At 45.7% G+C, this 22,417-nt stretch carries 19 protein-coding genes and 1 tRNA gene; 15 read left to right on the forward strand and 5 right to left on the reverse strand.

What is annotated here, in order from left to right:
* Positions 1–12 precede the first annotated feature (12 nt).
* The 4 genes from ICV39_RS06750 (at position 13) to ICV39_RS06765 (ending at position 3,301) form a co-directional block, all read left to right on the forward strand.
* Positions 13–1,254: an MFS transporter gene (locus ICV39_RS06750; RefSeq protein ID WP_215389371.1), complete on the forward strand. Its 1,242-nt coding sequence runs from the start codon at positions 13–15 to the stop codon at positions 1,252–1,254.
* A gap of 9 nt (positions 1,255–1,263) precedes the next feature.
* A complete protein-coding gene (locus ICV39_RS06755; protein WP_215389372.1) occupies positions 1,264–1,950 on the forward strand; it encodes a dienelactone hydrolase family protein in 687 nt (228 codons plus the stop codon).
* A 241-nt stretch (positions 1,951–2,191) separates the two neighbouring features.
* Entirely contained in the window at positions 2,192–2,761 is a 570-nt protein-coding gene (locus ICV39_RS06760) for a DUF4239 domain-containing protein (RefSeq protein WP_215389373.1), read from the forward strand.
* A 42-nt stretch (positions 2,762–2,803) separates the two neighbouring features.
* A complete protein-coding gene (locus ICV39_RS06765) occupies positions 2,804–3,301 on the forward strand; it encodes a hypothetical protein (RefSeq protein ID WP_215389374.1) in 498 nt (165 codons plus the stop codon).
* A 4-nt stretch (positions 3,302–3,305) separates the two neighbouring features.
* On the opposite strand, the gene ICV39_RS06770 is transcribed toward ICV39_RS06765, so the two are convergent.
* Positions 3,306–4,619 (reverse strand): APC family permease, encoded by a 1,314-nt coding sequence (locus ICV39_RS06770; protein ID WP_215389375.1) that lies wholly within the window; start codon positions 4,617–4,619, stop codon positions 3,306–3,308.
* 66 nt (positions 4,620–4,685) lie between these two features.
* Positions 4,686–4,772, reverse strand: a tRNA-Leu gene (locus ICV39_RS06775).
* 156 nt (positions 4,773–4,928) lie between these two features.
* Here ICV39_RS06775 and rnr point away from each other — a divergent pair.
* Genes rnr through ICV39_RS06790 form a run of 3 tightly spaced genes read left to right on the forward strand, consistent with a single transcriptional unit; the run spans position 4,929 to position 8,331 of the window.
* Positions 4,929–7,313, forward strand: coding sequence for a ribonuclease R (rnr, locus tag ICV39_RS06780; protein WP_215389376.1), 2,385 nt, complete (start codon positions 4,929–4,931; stop codon positions 7,311–7,313).
* A gap of 23 nt (positions 7,314–7,336) precedes the next feature.
* Positions 7,337–8,092 (forward strand): 23S rRNA (guanosine(2251)-2'-O)-methyltransferase RlmB, encoded by a 756-nt coding sequence (gene rlmB / locus ICV39_RS06785; RefSeq protein ID WP_215389377.1) that lies wholly within the window; start codon positions 7,337–7,339, stop codon positions 8,090–8,092.
* A 53-nt stretch (positions 8,093–8,145) separates the two neighbouring features.
* The gene (locus ICV39_RS06790) at positions 8,146–8,331 is read left to right on the forward strand and encodes a DUF2892 domain-containing protein (RefSeq protein ID WP_215315502.1); all 186 of its coding nucleotides are present in this window, start codon (positions 8,146–8,148) and stop codon (positions 8,329–8,331) included.
* 12 nt (positions 8,332–8,343) lie between these two features.
* On the opposite strand, the gene tal is transcribed toward ICV39_RS06790, so the two are convergent.
* The gene (tal, locus tag ICV39_RS06795) at positions 8,344–9,318 is read right to left on the reverse strand and encodes a transaldolase (protein ID WP_215389378.1); all 975 of its coding nucleotides are present in this window, start codon (positions 9,316–9,318) and stop codon (positions 8,344–8,346) included.
* 79 nt (positions 9,319–9,397) lie between these two features.
* On the opposite strand from tal, the gene rpiA reads away from it, so the two are divergent.
* The gene (rpiA, locus tag ICV39_RS06800) at positions 9,398–10,108 is read left to right on the forward strand and encodes a ribose-5-phosphate isomerase RpiA (RefSeq protein WP_215389379.1); all 711 of its coding nucleotides are present in this window, start codon (positions 9,398–9,400) and stop codon (positions 10,106–10,108) included.
* A gap of 282 nt (positions 10,109–10,390) precedes the next feature.
* On the opposite strand, the gene ICV39_RS06805 is transcribed toward rpiA, so the two are convergent.
* Together ICV39_RS06805 and argA are read right to left on the reverse strand one after the other, a co-directional pair.
* Positions 10,391–10,663, reverse strand: a complete 273-nt coding sequence (locus ICV39_RS06805; protein WP_215389380.1) for an oxidative damage protection protein — start codon at positions 10,661–10,663, stop codon at positions 10,391–10,393.
* Positions 10,664–10,695: 32 nt separating this feature from the next.
* Entirely contained in the window at positions 10,696–12,060 is a 1,365-nt protein-coding gene (argA, locus tag ICV39_RS06810; RefSeq protein ID WP_215389381.1) for an amino-acid N-acetyltransferase, read from the reverse strand.
* Between the two features lie 17 nt (positions 12,061–12,077).
* Here argA and hrpA point away from each other — a divergent pair, with 17 nt between their 5' ends.
* From hrpA to glnA, 7 genes are all read left to right on the forward strand, one after another.
* The gene (gene hrpA, locus ICV39_RS06815; RefSeq protein ID WP_371816528.1) at positions 12,078–16,151 is read left to right on the forward strand and encodes an ATP-dependent RNA helicase HrpA; all 4,074 of its coding nucleotides are present in this window, start codon (positions 12,078–12,080) and stop codon (positions 16,149–16,151) included.
* Between the two features lie 76 nt (positions 16,152–16,227).
* A complete protein-coding gene (locus ICV39_RS06820) occupies positions 16,228–17,238 on the forward strand; it encodes a cytochrome D1 domain-containing protein (protein WP_371816576.1) in 1,011 nt (336 codons plus the stop codon).
* A gap of 12 nt (positions 17,239–17,250) precedes the next feature.
* On the forward strand, positions 17,251–18,036 hold the full coding sequence (locus ICV39_RS06825) for a polysaccharide deacetylase family protein (protein WP_215389383.1): 786 nt from the start codon (positions 17,251–17,253) through the stop codon (positions 18,034–18,036).
* Positions 18,037–18,039: 3 nt separating this feature from the next.
* Positions 18,040–19,011 (forward strand): sterol desaturase family protein, encoded by a 972-nt coding sequence (locus ICV39_RS06830; RefSeq protein WP_215389384.1) that lies wholly within the window; start codon positions 18,040–18,042, stop codon positions 19,009–19,011.
* Positions 19,012–19,048: 37 nt separating this feature from the next.
* On the forward strand, positions 19,049–19,918 hold the full coding sequence (locus ICV39_RS06835) for an EI24 domain-containing protein (RefSeq protein ID WP_215389385.1): 870 nt from the start codon (positions 19,049–19,051) through the stop codon (positions 19,916–19,918).
* On the forward strand, positions 19,911–20,774 hold the full coding sequence (locus ICV39_RS06840) for a molybdopterin-binding protein (RefSeq protein ID WP_256437347.1): 864 nt from the start codon (positions 19,911–19,913) through the stop codon (positions 20,772–20,774). The genes ICV39_RS06835 and ICV39_RS06840 overlap by 8 nt, the downstream gene beginning before the upstream one ends.
* Positions 20,775–20,980: 206 nt before the next feature.
* Complete coding sequence (glnA, locus tag ICV39_RS06845; protein ID WP_215389386.1) at positions 20,981–22,396, forward strand: type I glutamate--ammonia ligase; 1,416 nt, start codon at positions 20,981–20,983, stop codon at positions 22,394–22,396.
* Positions 22,397–22,417 lie beyond the last annotated feature (21 nt).

Genomic DNA, 22,417 nt, shown 5'->3' on the forward strand with positions numbered 1-22,417 from the left:
GTAAAGCAAACCTTGAGCCAGTCTCCCCCTTTATTTGAATCCCCAAAGCGTGAACGTTTTTTTCTGCTTGCTTTAGCGGGAATTCAGTTCACCCATATCTTGGATTTCATGATCATGATGCCCCTGGGGCCTCAGTTCATTACAGCGCTCTCGATTAATGCTCATGAGTTTGGTTTATTACTCTCTTCGTATACCTTTGCTGCGGCAATTGCAGGAGTATTTGCTACCTATTACATAGATCGCTTTGAGAGAAGGCAGTTGCTATTGCGCTTGTATGTCTGTTTTATCGTCGCGACAGTTGCTTGTGCATTTGCGCCTAACTATCACATGCTCTTTATTGCGCGCGCTTGTGCTGGCGCATTTGGTGGAATATTAGGCTCTTTTGTGCAAACGATTGTTGCTGATTCCATACCGTTTGAGCGTAGAGGAAAAGCTTTGGGAACGGTGATGGCAGCTTTCTCAGTCTCTACGGTTGCCGGTGTACCTTTGAGCTTATTTCTAGCAAACCATATTTCCTTTTTAGGTTGGCGCGCGCCGTTCTTGTTTATTGGCATTATTTCGATTGTGATTTTGTTTATCGCTTATCGCAATATTCCAAAGATTGCTGGTCACCTAAGTCATGTCAACGAGGGAAATCGTTTTAAGCAAATTTATGAAATTGCGATTGCCCATCACCATGCACGTGCATTCTTGTTTATGGGCTTAATCATGATTACCGGTTTTTCGGTGATTCCTTATATTGCTCTGTACCTCACTTCAAATGTTGGGGTAGCTAATTCTTATATCTCCCTCATTTATTTATGCGGGGGCGTTGCTACCCTAATGAGCTCTAGATTGGTTGGTCACATGGCTGATCGGTATGGCAAGGTTAGGGTATTTAGAGCGTTGGCTATCATTAGTTTGATCCCATTGCTCGTAACAACAAATTTAGTGCCTGTCCCATTGTGGATAGTTTTAATAAACTCGACATCATTCTTTATTTTGATTTCGGGGCGCATGATTCCGGCAATGGCGATTGTTAGTCAATTAGTTGAACCAAAAATCAGAGGCACTTTTATGAGTTTGGTGGGTTCTACACAGATGCTGGCATCTGGTATTGCATCCGTGCTAGCAGGTCTTGTCGTGACTATTAAGCCCGATGGAACAATGGAGCATTACAACCTAGTCGGATATGGTGCTGCTGCTTGCGGTTTGCTGACTTATTGGCTGGTGGGATATATTCATTCTGATACAAATAAACATACAAAAGCATAAGGAGATAACATGATTGAGTACAAAAGACCCGATGGCAATTCTGTTAAAGGCTATTTAGCAGAGCCTTCTCAGCTGCAGGGCGCTCCTGGTGTAGTCGTTATACAAGAGTGGTGGGGCTTAGATGATGAGGTCAAATCCGTTGCCGATCGCCTAGCAAAAGCAGGCTATCGTGCATTGGTTCCAGATTTATATCGTGGCAAGCTTGCGCTTGAAGCAAAAGAGGCTGAGCACCTGATGGGCGATCTCAATTTCGGTGATGCTGCTGGGCAAGATATTCGTGGAGCAGTGCAATACCTTAAAGCTACTGGTAGCGCTAAAGTGGCAGTGACCGGATTTTGTATGGGCGGAGCGCTCACTGTGTTGTCAGCCTGCAATGTACCCGAGCTTGATGGCACAGTTGTTTGGTATGGCTACCCTCCGCTAGAGTATGTAGATGCTAAAGCAATAACAAAACCCATGATGGCTCACTGGGCTACTCATGATGATTTCTTTACAATTTCTGGGGTAGATCAATTAGAGGCAAAACTCAAGGATGCAAATGTCAGCCATGATTTTTATCGCTATGACGCTAAACATGCTTTTGCTAACCCTAAGTCTGATACTCGAGGCATGCCTCCTTTGCAGTACAACGCAGAGGCGGCTAAATTAGCCTGGGAGAGAACGTTGGATTTCCTCAAAAAGAATCTTGGCCATTGATTAACCTGCATTCACTGGATTAAATATGCTCTTTAACTGGATCTATAAACGTACCAATGCCCAGATTCTGATTATGCTGGTTAGCTTTTTTGTGGTTTTATTGGATCTTGCGCCTAGACTACTCCAGTCAATCCCAGCGCTCGCTCCCACGCAAGATAGTACTCGTCTGGGATTAAGCTTATTTGGTTCGATCATTACCTTAAGCGGATTGCTAATTGGTTTTCTTTTAAACTAAGCGCAAATGAATTTGCGCGAAGTGCAATCTCTAGTATCTCAAGAAGCAGGGCGCATTAATAACTTAGATCGCTTGCTTACTCGTTATGGGGATCCAGCTGTAGCGGTGATTCGCAAAGAACTTTTTGAGTATATGAATTCGATTGTGAATGATGAGTGGCCAAATTTGGAAAAGGCGCAAGGCAGTAGTAAAACTCATATGCTTTGGCGTGGAATTTCTCGAAAAATCATGTCGCTTGAGCCTATGAGTAATCGTCAAATTGCGATGTATACAGATATCATTAAAAAGTCAGAGGAGGTGGCAGAAAGCAGGGAGGCTCGTATTGAGCGTGCCAGCATCCACTTGCCAGGCTTATTCTGGATAGTAATCTCCATCTGCATTTTTTCTTTAGTCGCGATTAATACTCTCTTTTTGCCCTCAGATTCTTTTGCGTTCGGACTCAAGATTCTGCCAGTTACCTTAGGCGCTTTAATTTCTCTATTAGTAATTACGGATCAGCCTTTTAAAGGCCAAAGTGCAGTTAAACCAGACGCCTTTTATAAGATTATTGAGTCAATCAAGACGCGCACCGAATAAAATTCTGATATCTACTGATATAAAGATTGAATACACGATCACATGCATCTCTTTTCTGAAAATCTCACTGTTGAAGTTTCTGGTTATTACCGGAATATCGTTTTAGGGCATGGAGCCACACCCAAAGTCTTTACGATGGTCAATAGTGATGGTGACCAATACCTCTTCTTTATCGATGATTTACAGATGGAGAGAGCAGAGGAAGACCAATTTTTGGCATACATAGTTAAAGAGCATGATGCAGTTACCTATGCCAGAGGAACATTAGTTATCGTTGATAAGAGTCAGCAATTTATTGAATTTGCAGTAGTTGATAAAGATGATGAGCAAGCAATCGTTTGCTCAGCGGAATTGACTCGCGATATGGAAGATAAGCCGATTGGTTTATCGGAATTCGAGAAGACTTTAGTAAAACGAAGCTCAATCGTTTTTGGTCATCTCTATGACCCAGTCAAACTCTCTGATGAAAAGATTGAGGATTTTGAAGATCTTTGGGAAGAAATGAAGCCCAAGATTTTGCACAGAACCATGGGGCTCTGACCATTTAAGAATTCGAGCCTAGTCTACCGGTAAGATATTTTCTTGAAAGCCCCTCAAGACCAAAAGACCCAATCAGCGCTACGGTCAGAGCGATTGCGCTGCCAGGCGCGCTTTGTACTACGTTAATAAATAAAGTGGTAAACAAGCTCAAATTAATGATGATGGCAGCCCTTAAAGGCCAGAGCTTGGCACCCGTTTTGTGCCGTACTTGAATATGACCATAGGTGATTGCAGCATAGACCAATAAAAAGGCCAGACTGGCCATTTTGCCGACCACATCCAATGGGAAAGCGATAACCAGCGCGATGACAATGATGGAAGAAACGGATAGTGCGCGAGTTTGGGTTTTGAGAACCGTGGCACCCAGCATGGCAGAGATAGAGCGCTTGATGGCCATATCCGCGGCAATATTAGAAGCAGCAAATATCGTTGCGTTTAACGCTGCGGCACAGGCAAGTAATGCTGAAGTTCCTATGACAACAAGACCCAATTGGCCATCTATTATCCGAGCGGCATCAGCAAGGACGTGACCATTAAATTGAGCAAATTGAGTTGGAGTAAGAAGGAGTACTGATGCTGTGCCTACTAGGATGTAAGCAATGGTAACGAGGGCTAAGGCGGTGAACATTGCTAAAGGAAGTTCTCGCTGTGGTCTTTGCATGGCGTTTGAAGAATTTGTTACCACCCCAAAGCCTTGGTAGTTGATATACAAAATGCCGGTAGCAACGGCAATCCCGTTGATAGACCAGCTTGACATCTCAAAATGGCTAAAGTTAGCTGCATGAATACCACCAGCAGAAAATAGCAAAAGAGCAATCGTGACAAAGCCAATAGCCAGGGTTTCAGCTCGACCCACAATATCGGTGCCTAGGAGATTAATGCCCGCACACAAAATGACAATGACAGCCCCAATTATTTTGACATCGAACGAGGATAAATTGCCGCCAATCATCGTATTGGCATATTCAGAAAATCCTGCGGCGTAGAGTGCCGCTGCAATCAGGTAGGCAATGTATTGGAAAACATTTAAGCCGCCTGAAATCAAGCCATCTCCAAAACTCATCACCGTAAAGGTAGCGGCACCACCGCTACTTGGAAAAGTCGCGCCTAATTTGGCGTAGGAGTAGACCGAAAAGGAGGCCGCTATGGCGCCAAGTAAAAACGCTAAAGGAATATGGGTTCCAGCATGTGCGCTAGCAGTTCCCAGTAGCGAGAATAGTCCGGCACCCATCATGCCCCCAATTCCTAGGGCGGTGGCTGCAAACAGGCTAATGTGTTTGCTGCTATCGTCGGATTTCTTGAGGAGATTGGAGTTCACAAATCGCTGGTAATGGAGGGTTGTATTTACCTAATTAAACCCCATTTAGAGTCTGTACAGAGAGTTTGGTGCCCAGGAAGGGACTCGAACCCCCACAACCTTACGATTGCCAGCACCTGAAGCTGGTGCGTCTACCAATTTCGCCACCTGGGCATCCCTCCATTATAGAGGGGTAGGCGTTTTGGGGCTCTCCTAGGACTCATTTTGGCTTTTTCACCCCAAACTTGGTGGTTTGATACAGTAGCCTTATTCATAACAATAATAGATATCAGTAGATATAAATAAGGCAGAAATTGCCAAAGGAAATAAATGCGTAAAGCAAAAGACTTGATGCCTAGACAGGCGGATCGTTTGGGAGCGATTCAAGGGCACCGAGATGGGTTTGGATTTGTAATTCCCGATGATGGTGGCGAAGATATTTTTCTTTCTGAGCGAGAGATGTCTCGCGTCATGCATGGCGACCGAGTCAGCGTTAGAGTAATTGGCACTGATCGACGTGGTCGTCCAGAAGGGCAGATCGTTGAGGTAACTCAACACGTCAACAAAGTCGTCATTGGAAGACTTTTAAATGAAAACGGCGTTTTAATTGTTGCGCCGGAAGATAAGCGTATTGGTCACGATATCTTGATTCCGCCTAAAGGTCAGGGTCAGGCAAAACTTGGGCAAGTGGTTAGCGTTGAGATTATTGATTATCCAGATAGCTATCGCCAAGCAGTAGGTCGTGTTGTCGAGGTTCTCGGTGAAATCGACGATCCTGGCATGGAGATTGAGATTGCCGTGCGTAAGTACGGCGTTCCTCATGAGTTTTCCGCCGCAGCCATGAAAGAGGCTGCAGCCTTGCCAGATAGCGTTCGTCAGGAGGATCTTGAGGGGCGTGTTGATTTGCGCGATGTGCCATTGGTGACGATTGACGGGGCCGATGCTAGAGATTTTGATGATGCCGTTTATTGTGAGCCAGTAATGTACGGCAAGACAAAGGCTTGGCGACTGATTGTGGCGATTGCCGATGTCTCTCATTACGTCAAGCCAGGTCAACCGCTTGATGACGAAGGTTTATTGCGAGCCACCTCAGTATATTTTCCAAGACGCGTCATTCCGATGTTGCCTGAGAAGATTTCTAATGGATTGTGCTCCCTAAATCCAGGTGTAGATCGCCTGTGTATGGTGTGTGATTCGGTGGTCGATAACAACGGTGTTGTCTTGGCTTACCAGTTTTACCCAGCTGTTATGCACTCAGCACAGCGCTTTACGTATGACACTGTTTGGGAGATTCTCTCCAACAGCAGGGGTCCTGAGGCGGCGCGGTTTGCGCAATTTCGCCCGCTATTAACTAACCTATATTCATTATTCAAGATTCTCTTGGCTGCTCGTGAGAAGCGTGGTGCTATTGAGTTTGAGACTACTGAGACCCAAATCATCAGCAATGAGCTTGGCAAGATTCTTAGAATCGAGCCTCGTATTCGTAATGATGCGCACCGCTTAATTGAAGAGTGCATGTTGACGGCAAACGTTTGTGCAGCTGATTTCATTGAGAAGAATAAGCATCTGAGTCTCTACCGTGTGCACGGCGAGCCCTCTGAGGAGAAATTGATGACCTTGCGTCAGGTCCTCAGAACATCGGGCTTGTCATTGGGTGGTGGAGAGAAACCTAAGCCAAAAGATTTTGCGAAGTTGATGCGGGAGATTAAAGATCGTCCTGACGCAAACATGTTGCAATCCGTTGTATTGAGATCCATGCAGCAGGCGATGTATCAGCCAGACAATGAAGGTCACTTTGGATTGGCATACCCAGCGTATTCTCATTTCACGAGCCCGATTCGTCGCTATCCAGATTTATTGACTCATCGTGTTATTAAGTCCATCCTACAGAAGAAGCCTTATGTTCCAGTCTTGCCACCCAAGGTGCCGCTGAACTTAACCTTGCCCCGCAAAGGCAAGGGCAGGGAAAATGCAGTAAACGCTAAAAAATCTCAAAGCGATGCTAAAACAGGTCTAGCAAAAGGCACAAAAGTTCCAAAGGGCGCAAATGCCGCTCTACCGATTTGGGGTCAGTTAGGAGTTCACTGCTCATCTAATGAGCGTCGTGCTGATGAGGCCTCTCGAGATGTGGAGGCATGGCTCAAGTGTTACTACATGCGTGATCATTTAGGCCAAGAGTATGCTGGCACGGTTACTAGTGTTGCTAACTTCGGTTTGTTTGTTCAGCTAGAGAATCTTTTTGTCGAAGGCATGGTACATGTCACCGAATTAGGTGGTGATTATTTCCAATACGATGAGGCGCGCCAAGAACTGCGTGGTGAACGCACTGGCATTCGTTATCGTTTAGGTGACCGTGTGCATGTCTTGGTAAGTCGAGTTGACCTTGATGCTCGTAAGATTGAATTTAGCTTGGTAAAAGCATCTAGCGCTGATTCAGGTGGGGCATCTGGTCGACGCCATATGATGCTGGCTACAGATACTGGTAGACCAAGCAAAAAAGCCGCCTCTACGAAGAGCAGGCCATCTCATAAAACGCCGCAAAAGTCGGGTGGCGTCAATGTCAACGCTGCTAAATCTGCAGGCACATTAAGTGCGACACAATCAAAAAGTAAGGCTAGCCGTAAGAATACTAAGGGCGGTAAGCCCAGTAGGTCCGCGGGTAAAGCTGCTGGATCCAAGCCGCCAGTTCGCAATACCAGAGCTAGACGTAAATAGGGTAATTAAAAGACAAAGCGAATATGAAACAAATATTAGTGGGATTTCATGCGGTTCAAGCGCGTTTGCGCGTTGATCCCGATAGTTTGAAGTCAGTGTATTTTGATTCCGGTCGTCGTGATCGACGCATGGGAGATTTTTTAAAGCAGGCCGAAGAAATCTTGGGTGAGCGTTTACATGCAGCAGATGCTGAGCGTCTTCACAAGTTGACTGGACATGATCGTCATCAGGGAGTTGTTGCTCTGGCTGAAAAAATGACCATGGCCCGAACAATTACTGAGGTCGTTGAAGATGTCGAAGAGGCGAAAGAAAAACCTTTATTTCTTGTATTGGATGGCATAACCGATCCACATAACTTTGGTGCTTGTCTCCGAGTTGCAGATGGTGCTGGCGTAAATGCAGTCATTGTTCCTAAAGATCGTTCTGCCTCAATTAATGCCACAGTGAGTAAGGTCTCTAGTGGCGCATCTGAAGTAATGCCGGTAATTACCGTGACCAATCTTGTTCGTAGCATGAAGGAGATGCAAGAGGCGGGCGTATGGTTAATCGGCACTGATGATGAAGCTGAAAAATCCATTTATGACATTGACCTTACTGGATCAACTGCTATTGTCATGGGCGCCGAAGGCGAGGGCATGCGTCGCCTTACACGCGAGACTTGTGATGAGTTGGTGCGCATCCCAATGCAAGGGGTAGTATCGAGTTTGAATGTATCGGTAGCAAGTGGCGTATGCTTGTATGAGGCGCTTCGTCAGCGCCAAGCTAAAGCAAAAAAGTAAAGCAGCTAAGTAAAGCGGTTAAGCAATTAAGTTATTAACACTAAGGGGGCTTTATGAAATGCAATATTGGTCACACTGATCGAGTTCTTCGTATGACCGTTGGCGTAACGCTAATGGGTTTAGCAGGCTTTGGTATTACTGGACCTTGGGCTTGGATTGGTATCCTGCCCTTATTAACCGGAATGCTGGGTTACTGTGGCGCTTATAGCTTGTTAGGAATCAATACCGCCAAGAAGTAAGGCGCCAGCAAATTAGTTTGCTAGTAAGGCCTCTAGTTTTTCGGTATCCACACAGAAATTACGAATACCCTCAGCCAATTTCTCGGTTGCCATTGCGTCATTATTCAATTGCAATCGGAAACTCGATTCATCTAGCTTCAGTGGCGTAATATTTTCAGCGCTTAAGGCGCTCTGGGCATTGCTAGCATCCAATTTCTTGGTAATTGCGCCAGTATTGCCACTGAGCTCAGCCAATAGTTCTGGACTAATGGTTAAAAGATCGCAGCCCGCCAACTCCAGAATCTGACTGGTATTGCGGAAGCTCGCGCCCATAATCTCTGTCGAAATACCAAAGTGCTTGTAGTAGTGAAAGATCCGCTTAACGGAGGTAACGCCTGGGTCATTGGCTCCGCCGTTGTTGGCATCACTCCAGTTGCTACCCAATTTTGCTTTATACCAATCAGTGATACGGCCAACGAAAGGGGAGATGAGTTTCGCATTAGCAGCCCCACATGCAGCAGCTTGCACTAGAGAAAAAAGCAGGGTCATATTGCAATGAATGCCTGATGCTTCTAGTTCTTTTGCGGCAGCAATGCCTTCCCATGTGCCAGCGAGCTTAATCAAGATACGTTTGCGATCAATACCATGAGATTCATAAAGGCTAATGAGATGTTTTGCCTTAGCAACAGTAGCCTTAGTGTCAAAAGATAGTCGTGCATCCACTTCAGTGGATACGCGTCCAGGAACGATCTTAAGAATCTCCAAACCAAAGGCAACCAAGATGTAATCGACTAAATCGGTTGCACTTAATCCAGGATGTGCCGCCTTTACCGATTGAACTAAAGATTGATAGTTGCTTTGTTGGGCTGCCTTGAGGATGAGGGAGGGGTTAGTTGTCGCGTCCTGCGGCTGAAATACCTGCATGCGTTCAAAGTCCCCAGTGTCAGCCACTACGGCGGTGAATTTTTTCAGTTGCTCTAGTTGGCTTAAGGCTGCAGTGCTGTTCATATGGGATTCTAAAGGGTCAATATCTTGAATATCATATGATAGATGTATTAAATACGATATTCCAGTAAATGGCGGATATATGAATCAGGATCAACTCAAGCAAATGGTGGGCGAAGCTGCCCGTGATGAAGTGCTCAAGCTCCCCGCGGGTCAAATATTAGGGGTAGGTACAGGCTCTACAGCTAATTGCTTTATCGATGCCTTAGCGCCACATAAAGAGCATTTTGCTGGCACCGTATCTAGTTCAAACGCAACCACTGAGCGTTTGCTTAAACATGGATTTAAGGTGCTTGACCCAAATGATGTTCAGGGTCTACCTGCCTATGTTGATGGCGCGGATGAAATTGATCCTAATGGCAACATGATCAAAGGTGGTGGCGGAGCCCTTACTCGTGAAAAAATTATTGCTTCAATGGCAAAGCAATTTATTTGTATCTGTGACTCATCAAAGCAAGTGCCAGTGCTGGGCAACTTCGCATTACCGGTAGAGATTATTCCTCTGGCAAAAGGCGCGGTCACTCGTGAATTAGAAAAGTTGGGCGGTAAGGTTAGTTTGCGTTTATCAAAGACGGCGCGCGCTGATTTAGCTCAAACACCAAGCGAGCCCTTTATTACGGATAACGGTGGTTGGATATTGGATGTAGCTGGTTTGCAGATTGCTAATCCAGCTCATATGGAATCGCAAATTAATCAAATTGCAGGCGTGATTACTGTTGGTCTATTTGCCAAAGAAAAAGCCAATGTGCTTTTAGTCAGCAACGCCACTGGCGTTAATCGAATTACTTACTAAGTTTCACGTCAATAGACATTAAAAAACCCGACGGGGTTTCCCCATCGGGTTATTTGCCATGATATGCATGGCGCAGGCTCTCGGAAGGTAATTAGTTCCTTAGCCTATAAGCGCATAGATGCGCTTATTTTTAATGGCTTTCGCCAATGTAGCAGGGCACAACAACTGCCTTGCTACGGTTCCATCCTATGCCCGAGTAAATCCCAAGTCAACACTAAAAATCGGATTTTGAATAAATAAATTAAAAAAATGATTGCTGTGGCGCAGCAGCATGAGTGCCGCTTACTCCGCTGGAGGGACGTAGCCTTGAGCTGTATCAGCACCGCCTTCAAAAAAGTGCTTTTCTACTTGCTTTAATAGGTATTGGCGAGCGCGAGGGTCAGCCATATTGAGGCGATTCTCGTTAATCAACATCGTTTGTTGTTTTAACCATCCAGCCCAAGCTTCTTTCGATACTTGATTCCAAATTTTCTTACCCAGCTCACCAGGAAGCGGAGCAAAATCCAAGCCCTCGGCTTCTTTGTTGAGTTTGATGCATTGAACCATCCGTGCCATCTGTAATACCTTTCTTAATTGCTCAATTTCTTTTATAAGTCTTTAGTTAAAACCATGGACTTGCGGTCCCAGTTGTAAATTTGTTTTCTCTCTTCAGGCAAGTCATCTACCGTTGCCCGTTTAAAGCCACGTTTCAAGAACCAATGCTCGGTTCTGGTGGTCAAAACAAATAATTTTTTAATACCTTCTTGCTTGGCACGCATTTCAATTCGCTTAAGTAGGCGTTCGCCATCACCAGAGCCTTGAACGTCCGGATCGACAGCTAGGCAGGCGAGTTCACCAACACCATTTGGGAAGGGGAAGAGTGCTGCGCAACCGAATAGCACGCGGTCATGCTCAATGACTGAGAAGCGCTGAATATCGCGCTCAATCACATCTTGACCACGAGCTGCCAAAATACCCTCTTCTTCGAGAGGCATAGTGAGCTGCAAGATACCACCCACATCATCCTGATTGGCTTCGCGTAAGTTTTCAATATCAGATGAGGCTAGCATCATGCCAATACCATCGTGCGTGAAAAGTTCCTCAAGTAGCGCGCCATCTTGATTGCAAGGCAAAAAGTGCACACGGCTAACGCCTGCCCTAATTGCTCTGCCGGCAATATTGAGCATGCCCTTCATTCCGGGATCTAAATCTTTGTGTTGCATCACGAACTCTTGCATTTGCGGCATAGAGAGCTCGGTAATGAAATCACCCTCGTCATCTTTAAGACCTTCATAAGGGCTTAAGAAGATGAGTTTGTCGGCCTTAAGGGCTGCAGCAGTAGAAGCGGCAACGTCTTCATAAGCCAAGTTAAATGCTTGGCCTGTAGGCGAGAAGCCTAGAGGGGAGAGCAACACGATCTTATTGCTATCTAATGAAAGCTTGATCGAGGTGGAGTCAACCTTACGTACTAAACCTGTGTGAACGTAATCAACGCCATCAACCACGCCCACTGGCATGGCGGTGATGAAGTTTCCAGAAATCACAGAGATACGTGAGCCAGCCATTGGTGTATTTGGTAGGCCACGACTAAATGCCGCTTCAATATCAAGACGCAATTCACCAGCGGCTTCTTTAACGCACTCGAGGGCGGCAGCATCAGTAATCCGATAGCTATGCATTGCGCTTTTGCCAAATTTACTCTTAATCTTGCGTAACTTGAGTTGCTCTTCAATTTGTGGACGAATGCCATGCACCAAGACGATCCGCATACCCATGGCATGCAACATCGCAATATCCTCAATCAGGTTCTCAAGACCCGCTTCTTGGACAAGCTCACCGGCAAAAGCAATCACAAAGGTTTTTTCGCGGAAGCTATGAATGTAGGGCGCAACATCGCGCAACCACCCTACGAAGGGGAAGTTGGAGGTAGATTCTTCGGCGTTGGAGGCCTGGTTTGGTGCATTTGTCGGCATAGTGAGAAAATTATAGGGTGCAAGAGCCCATAAACCAACAAAAACCCAAGCCAATTCCAAACCCTGTGCCTGCTTCCAACACTGGGCGAAGGCTCGAGATCCGCTTTCCAGAAGAATTACCAGTCTCTGGTCAGCGCCAGCTGATCAAAGATGCCTTACAAAGCCATCAGGTGGTCATTGTTTGTGGTGAGACAGGTTCAGGCAAAACAACGCAGTTACCCAAGATTTGTTTAGATCTGGGTCGAGGCACAATCAATGGCGGCAAATTGATTGGCCATACACAGCCTCGCAGAATCGCTGCAACTGCTACGGCCAAGCGTATTGCCCAAGAGCTAGGGTCTCCTATAGGGCAGGATGTTGGTTATCAAGTGCGCTTTGCTGATAAGACTAGCCATACCGCCTCTATCAAGTTGATGACAGACGGCATCTTATTGGCCGAGACTCAGCGAGATCCCCAATTGCGAGCTTATGACACCCTCATCATTGATGAGGCACATGAACGTAGTCTGAATATTGATTTCTTATTGGGTTATCTCAGGCAGCTGCTACCTAAAAGACCAGACCTCAAGCTCATAATTACATCAGCCACGATTGATGCGCAGCGCTTTGCTGAACACTTTGCTATGAACGGTAAGGTTGCTCCTGTAATTGAAGTGAGTGGCAGGCTATTTCCAGTGGAGCAGCGCTATTCACCACTAGAGCCCGATGTTAAGTCAGATACCAAGCCAGATAACAAAAAGGAATCCAAGGCCGCCAAGGAAATTCCGGAGGCGGTAGCGGAAGAGATTGCGAAATTATGGCGAGAAGGCGCTGCGGGCGCGGGCGATGTCCTTGTCTTTCTGCCCGGTGAGCGCGAGATTCGGGATTGTGCTGAGGCGCTACGTAAAGATCATGTATTGCAACAACGCTTTCATCCTGAAGTTTTGAGTTTATTTGCGCGGCAATCGGTTGCAGAGCAAGAAAGAGTATTTTTGCCTGGTAATGGTCGTCGAATCATTTTGACAACCAACGTTGCCGAGACTTCCTTAACTGTACCCAATATTCGCTATGTAATTGATAGTGGATTAGCCAGAGTTAAGCGTTATTCCTATCGCAATAAAGTAGAGCAACTGCAAATTGAGCCTATCTCACAAGCCGCCGCCAATCAGCGCGCAGGTCGTTGTGGACGCGTATCTGATGGTATTTGTGTGCGACTCTATGGTGAGCAGGATTTTTTGAATCGACCAAAATTTACCGATCCTGAAATTCTACGCAGCTCATTAGCGGCAGTTTTATTGCGCATGAGCGCTTTGCGCTTACCAAAGATCGCGCATTTTCCATTTATAGATAAACCTTTGGGAAGGGCGATTGCAGATGGTGTGCAACTGTTGGATGAGTTAGGTGCTATTGAAATTGATGAGGTGCAAGCGAGCGATAACAGAGACGGCAAGGAGCTGCAAAACAACTTCAAGCTTACGCAGATTGGCAAACAGTTGGCGGACTTACCTCTAGACCCGCGTATTGGCCGAATGCTATTAGCGGCTAAAGAACAGAATGCCTTAAAGGAAGTGACAATTATTGCTTCAGCCTTGGCTACCCAAGATCCACGAGAGCGGCCTATGGATCAGGCTGGCGCTGCTGACCAAGCACATTTGCAGTTCGCCGATGAGCGTTCTGAGTTCTTAAGTTTCGTAAAGCTGTGGAATTGGTATCAAGATGCCTTGCAACATAAGCACAGCAATCGACAGCTCGAGAACCTCTGTCGAAGTAAATTTCTATCTCCACGTCGTATGCGTGAATGGCGCGACGTGCATGGCCAATTACATACCATGCTAGGCGAGAAGGGTTGGAAAGAAAATGGCCTTGCTGCCACCTATGAGCAAGTCCATTTATCTCTACTAACTGGCTTGCTCGGTTTTGTTGCAAAAAAAGAAGAAGATGAAAAATCTCAAGACCGCAATAGTAAGTCAGGTGGTTATGTTGGTGCTCGCGGTATACGTCCATTTATTTGGCCGGGCTCAACTATTGGTAAAAAGGCGGGCGCATGGATTTTGGCGGGCGAGTTGCAAGAAACTAGCCGCATGTATGCACGCACCATTGCCAAAATTGAGCCGCAGTGGGTTGAGAAGGTTGCTGGCCATCGATTAATTAAATCCTTAAGTGATCCTTTTTGGGATAACCGCCAAGGTGAAGTGTTGGCATTTGAGCGTGGCACTTTGTATGGATTGCCGATTTATCACGGGCGCCGTGTACGGTACGAGCCGCATGATCCGCAAGAAGCTCGTGAATTGTTTATTCGCCATGCTTTAGTGGAAGAAGAGTTATTTGGACGCATGGATACCCCCGCACTTAAACGTGAGACAGAAGCGGATGCCAAGCGTAAGTATTCGAATGTGTTTGGATTCTTCTGGCATAACCATCGACTGGTTAAAGAGATCGAAGCTTTAGAGCATCGCTCACGTCGTCCTGATGTCTTGGTGGATGATGATCTGCTATTTGCTTTCTATGACTCTCGCATACCAAAAGATATTTGTAATCGAGAGAGTCTTAAAAGTTATCTCAATAAATACCCTGAACTAGATGCCCAGTTACGCCTAGAAAAAGCTGACCTGATGCGCCACGAAGCTGCTGGTATCACAGTTGATCGATACCCTAAGTCCATGAAAGTAGGGGGCGCGCAACTTGCCTTAACTTACCACTTTGAACCAGGCAGCCCTAAAGACGGAGTTACTCTAGTGGTGCCTTTGGCTCAGCTCAACCAAATTGATGGGCGTCGCTGTGACTGGTTAGTGCCAGGGATGTGTGAAGAGAAGATTCTGTTATTGCTAAAGACCCTGCCTCAAAAAATACGACGTCACTGTGTTCCTCTTCCTGATTACGCCAAGTCTTATCTTGAGCGCAAGATTGATAGCAATCAATTTGGCATGGGTGATTTTTTAGATAGCCTGATTGATGATATCCGCCAAGAGCGTGGCCTGGAAATCAAGAGAACAGATTTTCGACCTGAGGCATTGCCATTACATTGCTCTATGAACTTCCGCTTGATTGATGAGCATGGTCGCCAATTAGAGCTTGAGCGAAACCTATCGCGTCTGCGATCAGAATATGGACAAACAGCGCGCGAGGCATTCCAAGCAGTAACGCAAGAGGCAGTTCAAGCGGAGCTAGGGATTGATTTAGCTAGAGATCAAACTAAGCCAGTTGGCTCGAATGACAAAGCTCAAGAACAAGTTCGCAAGGTAGAGCAGGGCGGCTATCGTAGTTGGGATTTTGGCGAGCTACCAGAAACTCTGGAGATCGCTAAAGGTAATAAGACCTTATTTGGTTACCCTGCGCTGATCGATCGAGGCGATTACTGCGATCTCGAGGTGTTCGATGATTTATTGGAGGCCCGCAAACAGCATATCCAAGGTCTGCGACGCCTGTTTGCTTTAAACAATAAAGACACGCTTAAGGCATTGCAAAAGCAATTACCTGGTGTTCGCGAGATTGGTTTACTCTTTATTAATGTTGGATCGGTAGAAAATTTGCTTGAGCAGATTTTGAATCTTTCCGTAGAGAGGGCCTTTATGGCGGAACCGCTTCCTAATACTGCAGAGTTATTTACGCAGCGACTGCAAGAGGGTAAGCCCAGATTGGCTTTAATAGCTCAAGAGATTGCGCGTCATACTTTAGCTGCATTGCAGGCTTATGCGGATCTGCAAAAAAAGATGGCTCAAGCAAAAGCAGCCTCGACAGCTGCATACGCAGATATTCAGTCGCAGTTGCAGGGTTTAATTTTCCCGAAGTTTGTTGCTGATATTCCCTATGTGCAGTTGGTGCATCTGCCGCGCTACTTAAAAGCAATTGCTTTGCGAATCGACAAGATGCGTTCAAACCCAGCTCGAGATGCGCAGTGCCAAAAAGATTGGGAGTCATTGGCAAGGCCATGGCAAAAGCTCTTACAGGGTGGCAAGGCGGCTGCTTCCTATGCAATGGCGGGTGACCAAGCCCTCATGGATTTCCGTTGGCAATTAGAGGAGTTAAGAGTGGCTCTATATGCTCAAGAGCTAAAAACTCCGACGCCAATGTCCTTGAAGCGCTTAGAAAAAGTTTTGGCCAGCTTGCGCTAGGTCAAATTCGAGCTTCTAGAAGGGTTTTTAGGTATTCTGCATTGCTTACAATGTAGCTATGCATATATTTATCAAGATTAGAACTTTTAGCAGCATTGCCTTATCCCTTGGTTTTGTTCTCGCTTCCCATCAATTTACTGCTCACGCGCAATCCAATGCGGCTAGTAATGTATCGGCTCAACCCAAGATAGCGGTCATTCTGAATTCTGGCGCTGCTTCTGTCAGTTTGATCGATATGCAAACCCGTGAAGTGATTAAGACAATGCCGGTTGGCAAAGAACCGCATCACTTGATGATGACGCCAGACCAAAAGACTTTATTAATTGCTAATGCAGCTGGTAACGATGTGGTTTTGATGAATCCAGTCAGCGGTGAAATTACTGGACGCGTACCAAATATTATTGACCCATACCAAATTGGATATTCTCCAAATCACAAATGGTTTGTAGTGAATGGTAATCGCTTGGATCGCGTAGATATTTACGCTGCAAATGGGGCAGACCTTAAATTAGCAAAGACAGTTAAATTGGCAAAAACACCAAGTCATATTGCCTTTACTTCAGATAGCAAGATTGCTTTTATTACTCTGCAAGACTCCAGCGAACTTGCCGCAATCGATCTTGAAACACAAAATGTGCTTTGGGTAATGCCAACAGGCAAGGTTCCGGCCGGATTGTGGATGACGCCAGGAGATCAGTATCTATTGGTAGGTATCACTGGTGAAGACAATGTGCAGGTCATTGATTGGAGAAACCGCAAGGAAGTAAAGCGAATTTTTACGGGTAAAGGCGCACATAATTTCCGCCCGCTGGGTGATAAGAAGCATGTTTTCGTGAGCAATCGTATTGCTTCTACTATCAGCTTGATTAATATGCAAACCTTGGAAAAGGTTGGCGATATTACCGGTCTACCATCTGGTCCAGATGATATGGAAATTACTCCTGATGGAAAGACGATGTGGGTGACCTTTCGTTTTGCGAAGAAGGTTGGGGTAATTGATATTCCCTCAATGAAACTAGTTGGGGTGATTCCTGTGGGCAAATCTCCGCATGGTGTCTTCTTTTACCCTCGGGCTTCGTGGGAGTAAATACAGTTAGTGATGAAGAGTAATACCCTTATATATTTCACAGCCGCGCTGATGCTCGGCTGTTTTTCATTGGGCACTTATGCTCAGGCGCAGACAGCAGCATGCAATAAAACGGCATATCTCAGTTTTGATACTGGCAATATGTCAGTTGCTGAAAAAGTGGCTGAGATATTGAAGCGACAGAACGTTAAGGCCACTTTTTTTCTTGCCAATGAAAAAACCTTTCGGGGTGACTTCGCTCTAGATGATTCATGGAAGCCTTATTGGCAGGAACTTGCTAAAGAGGGACATCACTTTGGTAGTCACACTTATGACCATACTTATTTTGTAAAAGATGGCCCAAAGGGCGAAGTTTTTGAAAAACCCCAATTTGGCCCCAAGGCAGGGATGACCGTTATGTATAACGAGGCGGCCATGTGTAAAGAAATCCGTCGCGTAGATCAGCGCTTTCAAGAATTAACAAATCAACACCTACAAAAAATCTGGCGTGCCCCTGGAGGCAAGACATCGCCTACCCTAATTCGGATGGGGGATATGTGCGGATATCAACACATTGGCTGGGCACCAGCAGGCTTTTTGGGTGACGAACTCAACTCTGATAAATATCCTAACCAGATACTTTTAGAGAAAGCCAGCAAGGGTATTCAAAATGGTGATATCACTATGGCTCATTTGGGTATCTGGTCCAGAAGGGATCCCTGGGCTCCCGCAGTGTTGGAGCAGTTGATTATCAATTTGAAGCAACGAGGCTTTTGTTTTGGGCTCTTACCCAAAAATTCGGAGAATCAGTCAAAATAAAGCATGGCTTGGACTGATATTACCTCTGCGATTTCAGGTGCTTATGGCAGCATTCAGGAATGGCTATTTACCAATCTTGTTGGCCCACTTCTTTATCAATTCGATTTGATGTCATGGGCTGAAGATGCCTTTGATGGCCTCGATTGGTTTCTGTTTGGCTGTATTCAAATCCTTCTGATTTTGCTAGTGCTTCGTACATGGGAGCGAGTGCAACCAGCGGAAGCGCAGGAGCGGTTTGCATCATCTTCTAAAGCTGATGTGTTTTATACGCTCTTTCATCGCTTGGGTATCTTTCACGGCTTGATGTTTATCGCCTTATCCGAATTCTTTTTTGAAATTGATTCGATATTGCATGATTTCCGTTTTGATCGTCTTAATGTCGAAAATTGGTGGCCTAGCATTACTTCAATACCGGTAGTGAGTTTTCTAATTTATTTAGTTCTATTAGATTTGGTCGATTACCTCTATCATCGCGCCTCACACGCTTTTAATTGGTGGTGGCAATTGCATGCTTTGCACCATAGCCAAACAGTCATGACCGCCTGGTCAGATAATCGCAACCATCTCTTAGACGACATCATGCGTGCAATAGTAATGGCATTTTTTGCATTGTTGTTTGGTGTTTCACCTGGACAGTTTGTAGCCTTGGTAGCAATCAGTCAATTTATTCAAAGCTGGCAGCATGCCAATATCAGAAGCGATTTAGGTATTGCTCGCTATTTGCTGATATCCCCTATGTATCACCGCATGCACCACGCAGTTGGATACGGCCATGAGGCACAGGGCAAACCTGGCGTATTGGGTGGCTGTAATTTTGGAGTATTGTTCCCTTGGTGGGATATGGTCTTTAGGACTGCTATTTTCCCGAAAGCAATTTACCCAACAGGCGTGCGAAACTTAAGCGTCTCGCAAAATATTATTACGCAGCAATGGCAGGGATTAGTGCACGCAGCGCGTGAGTTGTTTGCTAAGTAGCAAACATAGGCAAATGCCTCAGTGAGTTAGGAGTTTTATGGTCGGCATTCAACAAGTATTTAAATCATTTGGACTTGCATTGGTGGGCACGATGCATCCGCGAATGTTATGGCTAAGTTTGCGTCCATTTTTGATTGTGTCGGTACTCTGGGGATGTCTGATTTGGCTAACCTGGACTCCCGCGCTAGAAGCCCTCAGTATTTTTCTTACCAATTCTATCTTTACTAGTTGGATACAAGATGGTCTCGTATGGGCTGGCTTTGATAATGCAAGAGCATGGATTGCTCCATTGTTCTTCGTGATGCTCATCATTCCACTGATCACAATTAGCTTGCTAGTGTTGATTGCTTTTTCTACTGTTCCATCTATTGTGAATATTGTCGCAAGACAAGCGCAGTACCATGGCTTGGAGCGAAGGCAGGGTGGAGGCTTTTTTGGTAGTTTGGCCTACACACTTTGGTCTGCATTAATCTGTTTAGCCCTTGTTCTGTTGACCTTACCGGTGTGGTGGGTGCCGCCCCTCGTGGCAATTCTGCCACCATTGCTTTGGGGTTGGTTAACTATGCGCTTAATGTCATATGACGTCTTAGCAAAACACGCAAGCGCAGAAGAGCGTGATCTGCTAATTGAGAAATACCGTTGGCCGTTATTAGTTATGGGTATCGCTTCAGGGATGCTGGGGGCTGTCCCCACATTCTTTTGGGCAACTTCTGCATTAGCGCTGGTGCTTTTTCCAATCGTCAGTTTTGTTGCTCTGTGGATTTACTCTTTAATATTTGTTTTTGCTGCTTTATGGTTTAGCCATTTCTTATTAGATGCTTTAAAAACACTTAGACAAGAAGAATTGGATAAGGCGCTAACAGTGCCTACACGTGTAATAGAAACGGAGCTGCCTTACCATGGCTGATGCGATAAAAAAAGTAGAGATCGAGGTGTCTGCTAGCGAAGCTAAAGCTGCGAGACGCTTTGGTTTAATCGTGATTGGTGACGAGATATTATCCGGGCGTCGTCAAGATAAGCATATGAGTAAGTTGATTGAATTGCTTACAGAGCGTGGATTGAGTTTGAGTTGGGCAAGGTATGTAGCAGATGATCCTGAGCAAATAACTGCGACACTCAAAGATAGTTTTGCTAGCGGTGATGTGGTGTTTAGTACAGGCGGTATCGGCGCAACGCCAGATGATCACACGCGACAATGCGCTGCCCTAGCGCTAGGAACTAAAACAGAATTACATCCAACTGCGCGTGAGTTGATTGCGGACCGTATTCAATCAATGGCAGAGGGAGATCCCATCAAAGCGGATCTCAATACCCCTGAAAATCAACATCGCTTCAAGATGGGTGAGTTCCCAATTGGTAGTGAGATTATTCCCAACCCTTACAACCAAATTCCGGGATTTAGGATTAAAGAGCATCACTTTCTTCCTGGGTTTCCAGTGATGGCTGCGCCAATGATGGCGTGGTGCCTGGATACCCACTACAAAGATTTGTTTCATCAAGAGAATTGGGCTGAGCAGAGCTTTATCGTGCCCAAGGGGATTGAGTCGACTTTGACGCCCCTTATGGAGCGTATTGAGGCGAGTTTCCCTGGCGTGAAGGTCTTCAGTCTTCCTTCGGTCGGCGATGCCAGCAAGGGTGGCGTGTACGCCCAGAGGCACATTGAATTAGGCATTAAAGGTAATGCCAATTTGCTAGAAAGCGCTTGGATTGCCCTGCGGACAGGAACCCAAGAGCTGGGTTATGAGGTCCACGACATAGCCTAGGCTATTTATGCCCTATAAAGGTGCAAATTAGCTATTTTTACAGGTTAATGTGGGTATTCGAGCACTTAAATAGTGCAATAATGAGGATTCCCCGTTGTTTGCTTCAGTAAATTACATACATCCGCAAGGCATGTTGCATGCCTGGAATAAACAAGGGTGTATGCCTTAGTTTTGAATTCCAAGTTTAGTTAATAGAGGAGAGTTGCATGACGAAAACCGTCGCTGATGTGATGAAGTTAGTTAAAGAGAAAGAATGTACTTTCGTTGATTTCCGCTTTGTTGATACAAAGGGTAAAGAACAACACACAACAGTACCTATTTCTGCTTTTGACGAAGACAAATTTGAGAGCGGTCATGCATTTGACGGTTCATCTATCGCTGGTTGGAAGGGTATTGAAGCTTCCGACATGTTGTTAATGCCAGATCCGACAGCTGCTTACATTGATCCATTCTATGAAGAGCCAACTTTGGTTCTCACTTGTGACGTGATCGAGCCATCTGATGGTAAAGGTTACGATCGTGATCCACGTTCAATCGCGAAACGCGCTGAAGCATATTTGAAGAGTTCAGGTTTAGGCGATGCTGCTTACTTTGGTCCAGAGCCAGAGTTCTTTATTTTTGATGGCGTTCGTTGGGGTGCTGACATGCAGGGTTGCTTCGTGAAGATTGATTCCGAAGAGGCTCCTTGGTCATCTGGTGCTGAAATCGAAGGCGGCAATACCGGTCACCGTCCAGGTAAAAAAGGCGGCTACTTCCCAGTTGCTCCTGTAGATACATTCCAGGATATGCGTTCTGAAATGTGTTTGATTCTTGAATCTTTAGGTATTCCAGTTGAAGTGCATCACCATGAAGTTGCTGGCCAAGGTCAGAACGAATTGGGTACTAAGTTCAGCACATTGGTTCAGCGTGCTGACTGGACTATCTGGCAAAAGTATGTGATTCAGAACGTTGCTCACGCTTATGGCAAGACAGCAACATTCATGCCTAAGCCAGTAGTTGGTGATAACGGTTCTGGTATGCACGTTCACCAATCTGTTTGGAAGAATGGTGAGAACTTGTTTGCTGGTAATGGTTATGCTGGTTTGTCAGAGTTTGCTCTCTACTACATCGGCGGTATCATCAAGCACGCTCGCGCATTGAATGCGATTACTAACCCAGGTACAAACTCATACAAGCGTTTGGTTCCAGGTTTTGAAGCTCCAGTTAAATTGGCTTACTCTGCACGTAACCGTTCTGCTTCTATTCGTATTCCACACGTTTCAAATCCTAAGGGTCGTCGTATTGAGACTCGCTTCCCAGATCCATTGGCTAACCCATACTTGGCATTCTCTGCCTTGTTGATGGCTGGTTTGGATGGCGTACAGAACAAGATTCACCCAGGCGAAGCTGCGGATAAGAACTTGTATGACTTGCCACCAGAAGAAGATGCAAAGATCCCAACCGTTTGCCACAGCTTGGATCAAGCTTTGGAAGCCTTGGACAAAGATCGTGAGTTCTTGACTCGTGGCGGTGTATTTACAAATTCAATGCTCGACGCATACATCGCGTTGAAGAATGAGGATGTCACACGTTTCCGTATGACTACTCATCCAGTTGAATTTGATATGTACTACTCCCTGTAAGCGAAGGAGAGAACTTGAGCG

The organism is Polynucleobacter sp. MWH-UH25E, assembly GCF_018687095.1.
GTDB lineage: Bacteria > Pseudomonadota > Gammaproteobacteria > Burkholderiales > Burkholderiaceae > Polynucleobacter.